Annotated in this window: 17 protein-coding genes; 1 reads left to right on the top strand and 16 read right to left on the bottom strand. The window is 63.6% G+C overall.

Annotated features, from left to right (window positions below):
• Positions 1-20: 20 nt before the first annotated feature.
• From BLW71_RS34430 to BLW71_RS34355, 16 genes are all read right to left on the bottom strand, one after another.
• Positions 21-689, bottom strand: a complete 669-nt coding sequence (locus BLW71_RS34430; protein WP_091807643.1) for a GntR family transcriptional regulator — start codon at positions 687-689, stop codon at positions 21-23.
• A gap of 108 nt (positions 690-797) precedes the next feature.
• Positions 798-1,520, bottom strand: coding sequence for a 2,3-bisphosphoglycerate-dependent phosphoglycerate mutase (locus BLW71_RS34425; protein WP_091807641.1), 723 nt, complete (start codon positions 1,518-1,520; stop codon positions 798-800).
• Positions 1,521-1,533: 13 nt separating this feature from the next.
• A complete protein-coding gene (locus BLW71_RS34420; RefSeq protein WP_091807639.1) occupies positions 1,534-1,749 on the bottom strand; it encodes a hypothetical protein in 216 nt (71 codons plus the stop codon).
• Positions 1,742-2,530, bottom strand: a complete 789-nt coding sequence (locus BLW71_RS34415) for a carboxymuconolactone decarboxylase family protein (RefSeq protein WP_091807637.1) — start codon at positions 2,528-2,530, stop codon at positions 1,742-1,744. The genes BLW71_RS34420 and BLW71_RS34415 overlap by 8 nt, the downstream gene beginning before the upstream one ends.
• Before the next feature lie 104 nt (positions 2,531-2,634).
• Positions 2,635-3,063, bottom strand: coding sequence for a cupin domain-containing protein (locus tag BLW71_RS34410; RefSeq protein WP_091807635.1), 429 nt, complete (start codon positions 3,061-3,063; stop codon positions 2,635-2,637).
• A complete protein-coding gene (locus BLW71_RS34405; protein ID WP_091809227.1) occupies positions 3,060-3,974 on the bottom strand; it encodes an NAD(P)-dependent oxidoreductase in 915 nt (304 codons plus the stop codon). The genes BLW71_RS34410 and BLW71_RS34405 overlap by 4 nt, the downstream gene beginning before the upstream one ends.
• 22 nt (positions 3,975-3,996) lie before the next feature.
• Positions 3,997-5,346, bottom strand: coding sequence for an MFS transporter (locus tag BLW71_RS34400; RefSeq protein ID WP_091807633.1), 1,350 nt, complete (start codon positions 5,344-5,346; stop codon positions 3,997-3,999).
• Positions 5,347-5,441: 95 nt separating this feature from the next.
• A complete protein-coding gene (locus tag BLW71_RS34395) occupies positions 5,442-5,837 on the bottom strand; it encodes a carboxymuconolactone decarboxylase family protein (protein WP_091807631.1) in 396 nt (131 codons plus the stop codon).
• Between the two features lie 105 nt (positions 5,838-5,942).
• Entirely contained in the window at positions 5,943-7,373 is a 1,431-nt protein-coding gene (locus tag BLW71_RS34390; RefSeq protein WP_091807629.1) for an aldehyde dehydrogenase family protein, read from the bottom strand.
• A gap of 35 nt (positions 7,374-7,408) precedes the next feature.
• A complete protein-coding gene (locus BLW71_RS34385; RefSeq protein WP_091807627.1) occupies positions 7,409-8,299 on the bottom strand; it encodes an NAD(P)-dependent oxidoreductase in 891 nt (296 codons plus the stop codon).
• A 12-nt stretch (positions 8,300-8,311) separates the two neighbouring features.
• Positions 8,312-8,638: an NIPSNAP family protein gene (locus tag BLW71_RS34380; protein WP_091807625.1), complete on the bottom strand. Its 327-nt coding sequence runs from the start codon at positions 8,636-8,638 to the stop codon at positions 8,312-8,314.
• A 59-nt stretch (positions 8,639-8,697) separates the two neighbouring features.
• Entirely contained in the window at positions 8,698-9,609 is a 912-nt protein-coding gene (locus BLW71_RS34375; protein WP_408352989.1) for an NAD(P)-dependent oxidoreductase, read from the bottom strand.
• A 41-nt stretch (positions 9,610-9,650) separates the two neighbouring features.
• Positions 9,651-11,066 carry an MmgE/PrpD family protein gene (locus BLW71_RS34370; protein WP_091807621.1) on the bottom strand — a complete coding sequence of 472 codons (1,416 nt, stop codon included), beginning with the start codon at positions 11,064-11,066 and terminating at the stop codon, positions 9,651-9,653.
• Between the two features lie 79 nt (positions 11,067-11,145).
• The gene (locus BLW71_RS34365; RefSeq protein ID WP_091807619.1) at positions 11,146-12,558 is read right to left on the bottom strand and encodes an MFS transporter; all 1,413 of its coding nucleotides are present in this window, start codon (positions 12,556-12,558) and stop codon (positions 11,146-11,148) included.
• 462 nt (positions 12,559-13,020) lie between these two features.
• Positions 13,021-13,800 (bottom strand): SDR family oxidoreductase, encoded by a 780-nt coding sequence (locus tag BLW71_RS34360; RefSeq protein ID WP_091807616.1) that lies wholly within the window; start codon positions 13,798-13,800, stop codon positions 13,021-13,023.
• A 270-nt stretch (positions 13,801-14,070) separates the two neighbouring features.
• A complete protein-coding gene (locus BLW71_RS34355; RefSeq protein WP_286162185.1) occupies positions 14,071-15,198 on the bottom strand; it encodes a LacI family DNA-binding transcriptional regulator in 1,128 nt (375 codons plus the stop codon).
• 183 nt (positions 15,199-15,381) lie between these two features.
• Between BLW71_RS34355 and BLW71_RS34350 the strand changes: the two genes are divergently transcribed.
• Positions 15,382-16,182, top strand: coding sequence for an N-acyl homoserine lactonase family protein (locus BLW71_RS34350; protein ID WP_091807614.1), 801 nt, complete (start codon positions 15,382-15,384; stop codon positions 16,180-16,182).
• Positions 16,183-16,302: the final 120 nt, after the last annotated feature.

The following is a 16,302-nucleotide window of genomic DNA, read 5'->3' as shown; positions in this document are numbered from 1 at the left end:
ATCTGGAGTGGCGTGAAGCGCTACTCCGCGCTCTCCAGCATCCGCAGTGCAGCCTTTTCGGCATTGGCGACGTGCAGCCGCGCGATGTCCTGCGCGGCTTCGCCGTCGCGAGCCTTCAATGCCTTGTATAACCGGTCGATTTCACGCAGGCTGTCCGGCAGCCGCTCCGGATGCATCAGCGACGTGGTGCGCAGCAGATTGATGCGCGAATAGAGACTGTTGAGGATTTCGCGGACCAGCGCGTTGCCGCAGTTTTCGAGCAGCAGATCATAAAGCGCCGTCTTCGCGCGCAGAACGCCATCCTGATTTTTCGCAGCGGCCTGGGCGCGCAGTTCTTTCGCAACTTCGCCAAACCGCGCGATGGCATCGTCGTGGGCAAGGCGTGCGAATTCGTGGGCGGCGAAACCTTCGAGCAGCCCGCGCAGTGCGTACAGCTCGACCGCCTCCTCCTTCGACATCACCGCGACGATGGGACCCTTGTGCGGCACGCTGCGCACCAGCTTTTCCGCTTCGAGCTTGCGCAATGCCTCGCGCACGGACGTGCGGCTCACGCCGAGCGACTCGCACAGTTCGCGTTCGATCAGGCGAGCGCCAGGCGCGAAACGTCCACTCACGATCGCCTGCCGCAGCACGTTCTCAACGTGATGCCGCAGCGTCTCAGGTCTGACCAAGCCCATGTCTGTTGACATTATTGTATTCCCGTCCGACAAGATTCAGCCTCCATGATACGTGAGCGGCTTCGTCACCGGCAGTCTTTGACGCACATGGGGCAGAAAAACAGCAAGTCGGCGTGCGTTTCAGCGGCTTGCTGCCAGCGCGGCAAGCGGTGTGCGCGAAATAACGGAGAGCGCTGCATCGAATCTCATGACCAACGGCTGCGCATGCGCAACTTCGACCGACGCGATTGCGTCGTCGCCAATGCCGTCGAGTTGCTTGAAAAGCGCGCGCAACGAGTTGCCGTGCCCCACCATCAGCACGGACTGTCCGCGGGTCAGCGCAGGTGCAACGCAGTCGTCCCACAGCGGCAGCACGCGCCGCAGCGTGTCGCGCAGGCTTTCGGTGCGTGGCAGCGCGTCGGCAGCGGGCATCGCGTCGTCATGCAGCGCGCGCACCAGGGCCGCGTGCTGGTCCGCGTCGAGCGCGGGCGGCGCGAGATCGAAGCCGCGCCGCCATAGCCGCACGCGTTCCGCGCCAAAGGCAAGTGCTGCCTCGTTCTTTTCCATCCCCGTCAGCATGCCGTAATGGCGATCGTTGAGCCGCCACGAGCGCACGATGTTGGGCACCGGCTGCTCCAGGGTTCGCAGTACATGCGCGAGCGTGTCGGTGGCGCGCAGCAACGCCGAGCTCACCGCGAGATCGAAGCGAAAGCCCGCCTCGTGCAACCGCTCCCCAACGCGCTGCGCGTCGGCCACACCCTGGATGGACAGGCCGACGTCGCTCCAGCCGGTAAAACGGTTAGCGCGATTCCATATCGACTGGCCGTGACGCAGCACGACCAGAGTGCCCGCTTGAGGACTCATGTCGAAGCCCGCTTCAGTTGTAGCCGAGAATCGCAACGGCCAGCACATGCGCATGCTCGCTGCTGTTCGACGCGAGCACCGAAAGCGGCGGCTTCTGCATCGCCCGCCATGCCGAGGAACCCGTGTCAGGCTTCCGGTTGTCCGGCAAAGCCGGCGGACGTGGCGTGCCGTGCTCGCGCAGCGCAAGACTCACGGCGAAGACCGACCCGCGCATGGGCGGATTACGCATGCGGGTCTCCCGCCGCCGCGCCGCTGCGCTTGAGTGCGGCTTCCAGCAACGGCGCGCCCAGCTCCGCGCCGTGAATCCCCGTTACGCTGACAATCTCCAGCAACTCCATCAATTCCCCGGCAGTCGCGCCGTAACGCAGCGCGTTACGGATGTGCAGCTTGAGGCCCGGCACGTAGAGGTGCGTCGCCGAGGCGTCGAACGCGCAGTACATGAACTCCTTGATTTTCGGGCTCAGCACGCCGGTGCGCCACGGTACGGACGAGAACTCGACATACGCCTCGAACAGGTCAGGATCGAGTTCGAGCAGGCCTTCCCAGGTGGGGTGCCAATAGCCGCGATTCTTCTCGAACTCGGCTTTCAGCATTTGCCTGCGTTCGTCGAGCGGTGGCGCGCCATGACGTAAGCCCTCTTCTTTCAGCACTTCGAGCAGCACCGGCACGCCGACGTTGCTGGTGTGAATGCCGATCGTGCTGATCAACTCCAGCACTTCGATCAACTCGTCGCGCGTCGCGCCAAAAGACAGCGCCCGTTCAATATGGCGCGCGACACCCGGTGCGTACAACTGCGTCGCGCAGGCATCGGCGGCGAGCGCAATGAACGCGCGCGTCTTGTCGTCGAGATGATTCCTGCGCCGCGGTACGCCCGCGAACTTCAGGTACGCATCCACGAAACGCGGGTCGAGGCGCACGAGGCTGTCCCATTCGGGACTCGCCTTGCCGTGCAGACTGACGAGTTCATCGCGAAGACGCGACGCGTCGGGCTGCGGTGTGGTCTGGGTCATGATCTGGATTTCCTCGTTGGCGATACAGCGCGTGATTCTTTGGCGCGTGCGGGAGGGCTCACTGCGAACGCCAGTGCCCCGCACGCGCGGTCATGGTGCTCGCGCTAAGTTGCTGCCGTTGCCACGACCGTTGCCGCTACCGTTGCCGCTACCGTTGCCGGATAGTCCCGCTGCGCGACTTCTTCCTGCCACGTGCCCTTACCAATCGACGTCGCGATGTGAACCATGTAGCTGCCTTCGCTCGCACCATGCCAATGCCGCTCGTTCGGTCCGATGAACACAATGTCGCCCTGGCGAATCGGCTGCGGCTCTTCCCCGTCCAGACAGATCCAGCCCTGACCGGCCGTGACCTGCAGGACCTGGCCGTGCTCGTGCGTGTGCCAATAGGTGCGGCCGCCCGGTGCGAAAAACACCGTGTTAATGGTGACGCCGTTAGTGGCCGGCATTACCGGGTCGGCCCAGACGGTGCCGGTAAACGTGTCGCTGCGGCGCTCGGACATCGCGCCTGCCGCTCTGCCGTGAAAGACCTTCATGTGTTTTCCTCCTTGTGTGCTCCGTCGAACAGCCGCACGCCGCCCGACACGTCGCCGATCGCATCGACGACACGGTTGCTGATCACATCGCCATAACCAAGCGCCGTGCCCAGGCCAAAGCTCGCCAGAGGCCCGGCCGAATTCAGTGACATCACGCCGAGTTCGCGAACGCGGTCGACGTACAGCACGACGTCCTTGGTCATCAGCTTGCCGGTCAGGCCGCCTTCCAGATAGTCACCGTCGACGATCTTCGGGAACCTGTTGAGCGTGGCGAAGTTGACACCGCTGCTGCTGTTCAGCACGTCGAGCAGCAAGTGCAGATCGAGCCCCGCCTTCTTGCCCGCCACCATCACTTCGGCACTGGCGGCAAGACTCACGGCGTTCAGAAAATTGTTGAGCAGCTTGGTCGTGTGGCCGGCGCCGCTCGCTCCCATGTATGCGACTTTCGCGCTGATCGGCGCGAACGCCCATTGCAGCGCGGCAACGGCATCCGCGGCGCCGCCCACCATCAGCGTCAGCGAGCCCTTCTCCGCCGCTGCGGCGCCACCCGAAATACCCGCATCGACATAACGCACGCCGCGCTCGGCAAAACGCCGCGCGAGGCGGATCGTCGAACTCGCCGCCGCCGTGCTCAGATCGACCACGATCTGTCCTTCGCGGCAGTGCGCGAGCACGCCGTCCTCGCTCTCGACAACCGCTTCGACCACCTTGCTGTCCGGCAGCGACATCATCACGACGTCCGCAAACGCGAGCACTTCGCCCACTGTGCCCGCTGCCTTCGCGCCCGCCGCGTCGACGCGTTCGCGCGCGGTGTCGTAACCGAGCACCGCGATGCCTGCGTCGACGAGGCGCCGCGTCATGCGCCCGCCCATGTTGCCGAGACCGATAAAGCCGACCCGTTCCTTGTTCATGAATTCCATTCCTCCTTCAAAATCAGAAATCGACATCCTTCGTTTCCGGGCCCATCAGCGCGCCGATCATGCCGATCAGGCCACCCATGCACAGCAGCACGACCGAGGTCAGCCGCAGCGGCATGAAAGCGCCGAGCCAGTTCATATAGAACGCGTAAAACGAAGGGATAATCACCGACAGACTGAAGCCGACGCCGAAACCGGTTGCGCGCACATCCGTCACGAAGCGCTCGTTGATGTACGTGACGATCACGCCCCACGGCGACGTGACGAGCACCGCCAGCACGCACACCAGCGCCATGATGGCCGGCAGCGACAGCCCGTCCACATTCGCCAGCACGTACAGCAGCACCGCGCCGACCGTGGCGATCAGCGGGCCGACGATCACAAAGAAGCGGCGCCGTCCAATGCGCTGCGCAATCAGCCCCGAGCCGATGTAGCTGAAAAACAGCACGAAGTACGTGACCATCAGCGTCGCGGTCATCTGAAAGCCTGTCAGATGCAGTGTCTTCACCAGCAGGCCGGTCGGCAGATAAATCGTGATGATGTTTTGCGTAAGCCAGAAGCCTGTCATCATCACCAGCACCTGCAGCAGGTTGCGCCCGCTCTTGCCGCGCAGCAGGTCGGAGAGCGGCAGCTTTTCGGTGGTGGCCGCCTTGTCGGCCGCCTCGCTCTCCCAGATCTCCGATTCGGCGACCTTGCGTACGTAGTACATCGTCAGCAGGCCCGCGAGCGCCGCGCCGAGCACGAACGGAATGCGCCAGCCCCATTGCGCATACGGCGAATGCATGCCGTTCAGCGGAAACAGCGCGAACATGAGCATCGCGACGAGGTTGATCGTCACGTACGCGGCCGGAAAACCGGCAATGATGAAGCCGCCGACAAAGCCGCGTTGCTCTTTCTTCGAGTACTCGATCGCGAGCGGCATCGCACCCGTATACCCGCCGCCCAGAAAAATCCCGTCGACAAAGCGCAGCAGCACCAGCAGCCAGTAAGACACAATGCCGATGCTTTCATAGCCGGGCAGCAGCGCGATCAGCAGCGTCACCACCCCAAAGCCCGATACCGACCAGATCGACGCCATGCGGCGGCCAATGCGGTCCGCGATCATGCCGAACAGCAACGACCCGACCGGACGGCCGAGCAGCGTCGTGATAAACACGAGTGACGCCAGGACCGTCTCCATGCCGGTCGACAGATGCGGCGGCTGGAAATATCCAAGCACCGGTGACAACACCACCACCGGCAGATAGATATCGAACATATCGATGAACTCGGAGAAGAACGCGCCCTTGATCGCGTTGTGCCTCTTCGTTTCAATCGACTGCTCGCCCTCCGACATTGCAACGTCATTCCCAGTCAACGCTTTCATCTCTGTCTCCATTCGTTATTCGCACCGCGCGGTGCGATTCCCCTTGCGCTTTCCCGTGTGCTGTCAGCCGTTAGCTGTCCGGATGGGTTGCCGCGTCAGGCCGCGCCTGTTTCCGCTTCGTATGTCCTGATCGCCTCGCTCGCCACGCGGAAAGCCGCGAGCGCGAGCGGCGCGCCGCAATAAACGGCGGCCTGCATCAGCACCGCGCGGATTTCTTCCTTGCTCACGCCGTTGCGCAGCGCGCCCTTCACATGCACCGACAATTCGTGATGCTGGCTCATCGCCGTCAGCATGCCGAGGTTCAACATGCTGCGCGTCTTGAACGACAGCGTCGGGTCGCCCCAGATGTCGCCCCAGCAACTTTCGGTGACGAACTTCTGCATCGGCCGGTTGAAGTCGTCGGCATTGGCCCACGATTTTTCGACGTGAGCGGCGCCCAGTACTTCCTTGCGATTTTCGAAACCCTTGTTGAAGCGGTCGTTGGTATCCATCGTGTTTCCTTTGAAGTTCAATCCGGCAGGTGTTTGCCTGACTGGATGATTGTCGGACAAGTCAGGCGGAGAAAATTTTTTCGGCCTGCTGCGAGCCGCAGCGCGTCAATCCACGCCGTAGCCGACCAGCGCCTTGGTTTCCAGATATTCGCGCAGGCCCGCTTCGCCCCATTCCCGGCCATTGCCCGACCGCTTGTAGCCGCCGAAGGGCGCGCCGAAATCGGCGGGCGGGTAATTCAGATGCACGCCCCCCGCGCGCAACGCGCGTCCCACCTTGCGCGCACGCGCGACGTCCGCGGATTGCACGTAGCCCGCGAGGCCGTATTCCGTACCGTTTGCAATGTCGATCGCCTGCTCCTCCGAGTCGTAGGGAATCATCGACAACACCGGCCCGAAAATTTCCTCGCGAGCGATGGTCATGTGCGGCGCGACATCGGCGAACACGGTCGGGCGCGCATAGTAGCCCTTGTCGATGCCATCCGGCCGGCCCGTGCCGCCCGTGACGAGACGCGCGCCTTCGTCGATGCCGGTCTGGATCAGCGCTTGCACGCGCTTGAACTGGTTCGCGTTGACGAGCGGGCCAAGCTGCGTCGCAGGGTCGTCGGTCGGTCCGAGCCGATACGCCTGCGCGGCGCGCTTCGCGATCTGCGCGGCATCGTTCATCAAATGACGCGGCACCAGCATGCGGGTCGGAATCGAGCACGACTGGCCCGAGTTGGTGAAGCAGCCGGCGACGCCGCGCGTCACCGCCTGATCCAGGTCGACGTCGTCGAGCAGGATGTTGGCCGACTTGCCGCCCAGTTCCTGAGCGACGCGTTTGACCGTTTCCGCAGCAGACTGCGCGACCAGCACGCCGGCGCGGGTCGAACCGGTGAACGACACCATGTCGATATCCGGATGGCTCGCGATCGCCGAGCCGACCCCAGGCCCGTCGCCGTTGACGAGATTGAACACGCCGGCCGGCAGACCCGCTTCGTCGAGCACTTCGGCGAACAGCAGAGCGCTTAGCGGCGAATACTCGCTTGGCTTGAGCACCATCGTGCAGCCGGCCGCGAGCGCCGGTGCGATCTTCACGACGATCTGGTTGACCGGCCAGTTCCACGGCGTGATCAAACCGCACACGCCGATCGGTTCGAGCACCACACGCGTGCCGCCGCGCTGCTCCTCGAACTCGAAGCGTTCGAGCACGTCGATCAACGCATTCAGATGCGCCGGGCCGCGCGCCGCCTGACCGTTGCGCGCGAACGTGATCGGCGCGCCCATTTCGCGGCGCATCACCTCGGCGAATTCGTCGTAGCGGCGCTCGTAGATCGTGACAATGCGCTTGAGCAATGCGACGCGTTCAGCGACGCTCGTCGCCGCCCAGGCCGCGAACGCGCGGCGCGCAGCGGCGACAGCGCGATCGACATCTTCAGCGTTGCCCATCGCGAGTTTTTCGAAGGACGTTTCAGTCGATGGATCGACGATGTCGAACCAGACGGCGGACGCGGGCTCGACCCAACGTCCGTCGATATAAAACTGGGCTGCACGTGGCATGACAGGCTCCGGAATCAATGGATCAGAAAACAGGTTCAGGACGCGGCGCCGGGCAGGAGCCGGTATAGCTCGGTGTGGTCGGTGGCGGGCGTGGAGCGCTGTGCCGCTTCGTCCCACACGTCGACGCAGGTCGCACCGAACGTCATGGGATGCCCCACCGCCTGTGCAAGCGCGCGGGCAATCTTCAAATCCTTGTTCATCAACTGCAACGCGAAGCCGGAAGCGAACGTGCCGCTCAGCATGAACTGCCTGGCCTTGTTCTCCGACGTATTGCTGCGGCCCGTCGACGCATTGAGCACATCCGTCATCACCGCCGGCTCGATACCAAAGCGGCCGGCGATTTGCAGCGCCTCGACTGTCGCCGCGACACTCGCCGCCGACACATAGTTGTTGAGCGCCTTGGCCGCATGCCCGGCACCCGCCGCGCCGATATGCAGCACGTTCGCGCCCATCGCGGCGAGCAGCGGCTTGCAGCACGCGAGCACGTCCGCATGGCCACCGGCCAGAATCGCCAGCGTGCCTTCCTTCGCGCGTTTGACGCCGCCCGACACGGGCGCATCCAGATACGCGAGGCCCTGCGCTTCGAGCGTCTTGCCGAGTTCGCGCGAACGCTCCGGCTCCGACGAACTCATATCGATCACTACCGCGCCTTTCGCGAGCCGCGCGGCCCAGCCCGTGTTGTCCCCGTCGCCGAGCACCACGGCCTCGACGATCGCCGAGTTGGGCAGCATGGTGATCAGGACGTCGAGCGCACCCGCGTTATCCGCGCTCAGACGGTGCGCGCCGGTCTGTTCTGCCAGCGCATCGGCGCGCGCCGCGTCTGCGTCGTCGATGAACAGTTCGAAGCCCGCGTTGCGAAGGCATTGCACCATCGGTGCGCCCATCATGCCGAGGCCGATGAAACCGACCCGTTTGGCTTGTGTCATGAGAAAGCTCTCCTAGCGCAGCGCCGAGAAGGCGGTCGGCGTGAGGAAGTGGTTCTCGATGCGCTCGACGATCGGCTTGTCAGCTTCTGTCGCCGCCCGTTTGGCGATCCAGTCGGGATCGGCCTGGAACGCGTTCCATTTCTGCTCGCGCTCCGCGAGGCTTTCCCACTTCACCATATAGGTCAGCGCGTGATTGCTCGGACCGATCAGCGTGGTCCAGAAACCAATCTGTTCGATGCCGTACTTTTCGAAAAAGCCGAGCGTGGTCGACGTGAAGCGTTCGAGCAGTGCCGGCAGGCGCGTCGGCGCACAATGGTAAATACGCATTTCAACGATCATGTACCTCTCCTTCGAGATAATCAGATGGCCGCAGCCAATGAGTTTCGCTCGCGGCGAATTCAGTCTTTCAGTCCTTCACCCGACGACCAGCGTTCGACGTACTTGACGAGTTCGGTCATGTCGCGTTTCGAGCCGTCCTGCATCGCCGCGTAATTCCACACCTGACGCGCGACGCTGCCGACCCACATCGGCACGCCGAGCGCCTGACATTCGTCGACCGCGAGGCCGATGTCCTTGCACACGCTGCCAACCGGAAAGCCGAAATCGAAGCTGCCCGGCAGCACATGCTTCGGGAATTTGTCCATCGTCGCGCCGTTCTTGCCGCTGCCCGAATTGATCACCGACATCATCACTTCCGGATCGAGGCCGCCACGCACGCCGGCGACAAACGCTTCCGACGTAATCGCAAATGCCGTGGACGACAGCATGTTGTTCAGCAGCTTGAGCAACTGCCCCTGGCCCGGCTGATCGCCGACCACGAACACCTTGCCGAGCACCTCGAAAAGGCCGCGCACCTGGTCGAGCGCGGCCGGTTTGCCGGCCATCATGATCGCGAGCGTGCCCTTCTTCGCTCCGGCGGCGCCGCCGCTCACCGGTGCATCGACGGTGTCGATACCCTTCGCGAGCAGACCGTCGGCCACTTCCTTTTCCATGCGCGATCCGACCGTGGACAGATCGACGAGAATCTTCAGCGCGCCGCCCTCGATCAGTCCGCCTTCGCCGAGCGCGACCTGCCTGAAGATTGCCGGCGTAGGCAGACTCGTAAATACGATGCGCGCGGTGTCGGCCAGCTCTTTCACGGATTTCGCCGCGCGCGCGCCGAGCGCCGTCAATTCCGCGACCGCCTGCTCGTCGCGATCGAACACGACGAGCGTATGACCCGCCTCGATGAGACGGCGCGCCATCGGCCGCCCCATCACGCCTACACCGACAAACCCGATCGTGTTGTTGCCTTCATCACTGCTCGACATGACTGTCCTCATCTGTTGGAAAGCTGTTTTCGTTGCGCCATTCAGGCCGCGCGCGCGAGTCGCATTAGCGACGCGGCATCCGGTTCGCGGTCGAAACGCCACAGCGCGTCGATCAGCGGTTGCGGCGCCACGCCCGAGCCGCCGTGGGCGCTCAGATCGCGCAGTTTCGCCGCGAGTTCGACATCGGCGAGCGGTGCCGCGAGACTGCCACGCGCCGCGTGAATACGCCGTGACACCGTTTCGCCCGAGCGCAGCACGACGGCCACCTGGGCGGATTCCACCGGCCACGATGCATCGTCGATAAAGCGCAGACGCGCGCCGAACGCACGCAGCGACGGGTTGGCCACCGCGCTGTCGTCGAACTCCGTGAGGCTCGCTTTGCCCGTGGCCAGCGCGACCGCTACCGCATGCTGGGCACTGACCTGTGATTCCCGCCCGGTGCGCACGTTCGGCCTGTCGGTGCGCTCGCGCAGCAACGGATGTCCGGTCAGCTCGACACGCTCGACGTCGTCCACGCTCCAGCGCGCATCGCGGCGCAGATCGAGACACGCATCGATCACAGGGTTCAGCACCACGCCGCACGGGTACGGTTTATAGGTGTTCGACAGCAGTGCCCATTCGTGGCCGAGCTCACGCGTCAACGCCTCGACATCCGGCTTCGTTGCGCTCACGCGCAGGAAACCGCGCGTGCCTTCGAGCGGAGCGTCGGGACCGGAGAAGTCGTCGGCGGCGAGCAGCGCGGACAGCAGGCCGTTGCGCGCCGCATTGCCGACACTGATGCTCTTCGACATCGTGCCGAGCGTCTCGACGAGACCGCCCGCCTGCGCCGACGCGTTGCCGAGTGCCCAGCCGATCTGTTGCACACTCAGGCCTTGTGCTTTGGCAATCGCCGCCGCCGAGCCGAACACGCCGCAGGTCGACGTGATATGCCAGCCGCGCCGATAGTGCTCGGGTGAAACCGCATTGCCGATCCGGCATTCCACTTCCACGCCGACGACGAACGCGAGCAGCAGCGCTTCGCCAGTCAGCGGACGGGCGTCGGGAACGATCTCCGCGAGCGACTCGGCGAACGCGAATAGCGCGGCGGCGACCGGTGCGGTTGGATGGATGATCGTCGGGATGTGCGTGTCGTCGAAATCGAATACGTTCGCGCTCATGGCATTGAGCGCCGCGGCGTTCAGCATGTCGAAGCGCTCCCCGCGGCCGATCACGCTCGAACCCTGCCCGGCGCTAAAACGCTGATACGTGCGTACCGCCTTTTCGAGTGTCGGGTCGGAGCAGCCCGCCAGCGCGACGGCCACATAGTTGACGAGCGAGCGCTTCGCTTCGTGGCGCACGGCGGGCGGCACGTCTTGCCACGTCGTGTCCGCCACCCATTGCGCGACGCGCTGCGTCACGCGATCGGCGTCGCTGTTCGTGATGGTCTGGCTTGAACTGCTGTCTGACTGCGCTGCCATGTGCGGGTGTGTCCTCTACCGGATGTTTCTCTTGATTCGCTGCGTTACCTTGTGCGGATGCGCCGCTCGCAATTCGCGCTTACGGTTCCGTGGCCGAAGCCGCGCGAGTGCTGACTGTCTGGCCGGACGCGTCGATCGTGTCGCTGACTTCGGCGGCGATCGATTCGAGCGAACGCTTCCGGGTCTCCGCACCAAGCACGCCGACGATCAACGCCTGCACGAGCAGCGTGCCGACGATCAGCGTCAGGACACCGGCAATGCCGAAACCCGTGAAAGCCCAAGCCACGACGTAGGGCACGGTGATGCTGACCGCGCGCCCTGCTGTGTTCGACACGCCCGAACCGCGCAGCCGCAATTCGGTCGGGAACAGTTCCGGCACGTAGGTCGCGACGCTGAACGACGACAGCACGTAGATACAGCAGGTGATCGCAAAACCAAGCGCGGTGATCGCCACTTCCGATTGCGCGAACGGATAGGCCGCGCCGAAGGCCGCGCATATCAGCGAAAACAACACAATGCCCCATTTGCGGCCGACGCGTTCGGCGAGCGCAAAGGCGATCAGCGAGCCGACCGGACCACCGGCGAACATCACGCTCGTCAGGCCGAGCGAATTCGACACGCTGTGGCCCTGCTTGACGAGGAAGGTCGGAATCCAGCTGACGAACGCGTAATTGACGATGAAGAGCGCGACCAGCACGGTGATGCCGGTAACGGTGCGCGTGAGGAGGCGCCGCGAGAACAGATCGGCCAGACGCCCGTTACCCGGCGCGGCGCGGCGCGGTTGCTGGGCGGCTGCCGCGATCGCCGTGGCGGAATCGACCCCGCACGCTTTTTCGATAGTCGATACGACCTGATCCGCTTCTTCGGCGCGATTGCGCGAAGCGAGCCAGCGCGGCGACTCCGGCATCGACTTGCGCAGGAACCACACGAAGAGCGCGCCGCAGCCCGCGATCGCGAACATCCAGCGCCAGCCGTAGTGCGGCACGATCAGCCAGCCGAGAAAGGTCGACAGGAACAACGAAGTGTTGATGATCAGATTGAGGATCGTGCCGAAGCGGCCCCGCCACGCGGCCGGAATGAACTCGCTCAACGTGCCGTAGCCGACCACGATTTCCGCGCCCATACCGACTCCCATCACGAGACGGAAGAAGATCAGCCAGTACATGGACGGCGCGAGGGCCGCGGCGATCGACGCGAAGCCGTAAATACCGAGGTTGAACTGGTAGCAGAAGCGCCGCCCGAACCGGTCGCCGAGCAGGCCGGAGAGCCAGGCGCCCGACATCATGCCGACGAACGTGACGGACACGAATATCGCATTGAGTTTCAGCGTGGATTCGCCACTATGGATCATCGCGGCAAGCACCGTGCCGGCGATGTAGATATCGAACGAATCGAAGTACATGCCCGCGGCAATCAGCCCGAGCAACCGCCAGTGATAACCGGACAGCGGCAGGCTGTCCAGCCGGTATCCAATCGTTGCTTCGTTCTGCATGGATGCAGTCTCCGTCAATGGCTTTGTTCTGGTTGTTCTGGTTCTGCTGCCTTTACCACCACTCCACCACCGAATGTGAGCGGTAACATGAGAGTGGATTATATTCCTGTCATACAATCGGTCAAGACGAGATTGTGTGTTCCGAGGCTTCTTTTTGTGTTGCAGTGCATGACGTTCAGGCGTGTCCACGCATAGGCAATTCTGCGCGCATTTGAGAGGCACCAGCTACGGTGCCACACGCTGCGAGCGCCATTTTCAAGTCGTCGCGGCGAGTTGGCGTGGTCCGTTATCAAGCAATATAGGATAGCGCTATCATACGAACAGCGTGTGACGCGACAAAAACGGAGCGCCTCACCTTCTCCGCGCCTCGATCAGACACCTCGCAGGATTGAAGCGCGCCGCTACAGGTAGCGGGTTCAGACCCTGCCCGGACGAGGCTCGACCCTGACCGTCACCTGGAAGTTACGTCGCCAGCCAACCACCGTCGACGGGCAGCATCGCGCCCGTCATCTCCGCCGCCGCGTCGCTGCACAGGAACACCACCAGATCCGCGACATGCGACGCCTGGACAAAATGGCCGGTCGGCTGTTTGCCTGCCAGAAAACGCTCGATTGCCATTGCGCGGTCCAGCCCCTCGACTTCCATCAGCGCCTGGATGCGGTTCTCGCTAGTGGGCGTATGCACGGCGCCCGGACAGACCGCATTGCAAGTGACGCCCTGCCCCATCGTTTCGGCGGCCACCGCGCGCGTCAGACCGAGGAGCGCGGACTTGGTCGTCACGTAATCGACGCGATTCACCGTGCCGCGCATGCCATACACCGAAGTCATGTTGAAAATGCGGCCCCAGCCGCGTTCACGCATGCCCGGCAGCGCCAGACGGATCGCATGGAATGCCGCGCTCAGGTTGACTGACAGCGCCTGGTCCCATCTGTCTACGGGAAACGCTTCGATCGGCGCGAAATGGCGCACCACGGCATTGTTGATCAGCACGTCGATCGCACCGACCCGTTCGATCGTTTCGAACATCATCCGCTCGACCGCGCGTGCATCGCCGAGGTCCACCTGCAGATAGTCCGCGCGATAACCATGCTTGTGCTCGAAGGCCGCACGCGCCGGTTCGACCTGCTCGGCCGTTTCGACACCATGCAGCACGACCCGGCAGCCGGCGGCTGCAAGCGCATCGGCCATCGACAAACCCAGCCCGTGCGACGAGCCGGTGACGAGTGCAATTCTCCCCTTCATTCCGCGATTTTCCCTGTCGAAAGCATGCCCGTTGCCAGGCCGTGGCGAAACACCAACGTTCGCCGCTTTGAATGATAGCGCTAACTTAACCGAAAAGAACGGGCGCCGCAATATCGGGAATTGCCCGGGAACAGGCAAGAAGTGCACGACCGAACGGCCACAGCGCCGCTGCGCAGCCAGCGTCGAGCCACGCGGCAAGCCGTTCGAAAGGCACAAAAAGAAGGGGCGCATTGTGCGCCCCGCAGGTTCAACAGCAATGAAACCGCAGCCTCAGGTGCTTTCGCGCTGGATGATTTCGAACCCGAGGTCGAGTCGCGCCGGCACGACCGGCTCGTCGCGCATTCTTTGCAGCAGCGCTTCGGCGCTGCGTCGGCCGATCTCGAGGCGCGGCAGGTTCAGGCACGTCAGGCGCGGCACCGTGTGGCGCAGGATGTCGAGATCGTCAAAGCCGGCAATCGCAATGCGTTCCGGCACTTTCCAGTTACGCCGCTGCGCTTCGAAAAGCGCGCCGACGGCGAGCACGTCGCCAGCGAAGAAGATCGCGTCTACTTCCGGCGCGCGCTGCATCATGTCCACCATCGCATGTGCGCCGGAGGTCAAACCGCCCTCCACTTCGCGCACCAGGGCGGGGTTGCGCTCGCGACCGAGCGCGGCGAGCGCCGCGTGATAGCCCTTCAGTCGCTCGCGGGCACGCATGTTGTTTTTGGTGGCGAGGCAGACGAAACCGATCGACTTGTAGCCGCGTCCTGCCAGATACAGCGTCATTTCCTTGGCTGCGTTGAAATTCGAGTAGCTGACCGCCATGTCGAGCGGCGTGCGCACCAGGTCGCCCGTTTCAACAATGGGAATGCCGGCGGCGCGGATCAACTGGATGGCGCGCGGCGTATGCACGGTGTCGTGCAGCACGAGGCCGCTCACACGCTGGGCGATGAACGCATCGATCAGCGCCTCTTCTTCTTCGAGCGAGTAGCCGCTGTCGGCCAGCAACAACTGCTTGCCAGCGGCACGCAGCACGTCGGCGCAGCCCTTGATACTGTGCGAATACAACGAGTTCTGGATACTCGGGACGATCTGACCGACCACGTTGGAGCGTGCCGACGCGAGGTTCGACGCGATGTGATTCGGAACATAGCCCACGCGGCGCACCGTATCGAGCACCAGCTTGCGGGTCTCCTTGGAGAGCCGTTCAGGTTCGTTGAGCGCGCGCGACACTGTCATCAGGGACACGTTCGCCGCCTTCGCAACGTCGATCATGCGCACCGCCTGTCCACCCGGGCGCGTCTTGCCCACGCTCCCGCCCGTCTTCCGCGCAGCTCTCGACGTGGTTTTCACTTCCGCTGCCGGCCCGCCTGCCAACCCGATCTTCCCGTCATCGACGGCCGCCACACGCTTTTTCACTCGCCCATCCGGCTCTTTGATTTGATGGCTGATTGTAGCCTATGGCAGGCGGCGTTCTGGGCCGTGTTGCGGCAACCGGCGCAGCCCGACACGGTCCGAACCGTGCCCGCAACAACGCAACACAAGCCGACGGACGCTTGCTATGATAGCGCTCTCATACATTGGGAACAGGAGGCCTCTGCCATGACAACCGCACCTGAAAACTACAAGATTTACGCGATCAAGTACGCCCATCACGACCGTCCCGCCCGCGACAACTTCATTGGCGGCGACCCGCACGATGTGAACATGCCGCTCGATTATTTCGTGTGGGCGGTGGTCGGCGAAAGCCGCACTTTTCTCGTCGACACGGGTTTCGATGCCGACGTGGGCGCGAAGCGCCGCCGCATCATCACGCATTCTGTCGAAGAAGGGCTCGGCGCAATCGGCATCCGTCCCGACACGGTCGAAGACGTGATCGTCACGCATATGCACTATGACCACGCCGGCAACCGCTCGCTGTTTCCGAAGGCGCGCTACCACCTGCAGGATCGCGAAATGGCGTATTGCACGGGCCGCTGCATGTGTCATGGCGCACTGAACCACCCGTTCGATCCGGAAGACGTCAAATCCATGGTCGGCCGCGTTTTCGACGGCCGCGTGGCGTTTCATGACGGCGCGTCGAACATCACGGCGGGCTTGAGCGTGCATCGCGTCGGCGGCCATACCGACGGCTTGCAGGTGGTGCGTGTGCATACGGAGCGCGGCTGGGTGGTGCTCGCTTCCGACGCATCGCACCTGTACGCGAACATGGAACAGAACCGCCCGTTCCCGGCCGTCTACAACGTGGGTGACATGATCGAAGGCTACCGTCGCGCGTACGAACTGGCGGACTCCGCGCAACACGTCGTGCCCGGTCACGACCCTGCCGTGCTGACGCGTTATCCGGCACAGAGCAAGGAAACGGAAGGATGGATCGTGCGGCTCGACGCGCCACCACGGTGAGAACGTGCCCGTCATCGTCGAATATGCGCACCGTGATGCAGCGTTTCCGGCACCGTAATGGTGAGTTTTAAGCGAAGACTAAAGAAGTTCTCCAACCGGTCGATACCATGATCAGGGGGT

Origin of the sequence: Burkholderia sp. WP9, from assembly GCF_900104795.1 — a bacterium.
Lineage (GTDB): Bacteria > Pseudomonadota > Gammaproteobacteria > Burkholderiales > Burkholderiaceae > Paraburkholderia.
This window is presented reverse-complemented; position numbering and strand designations above follow the sequence as displayed.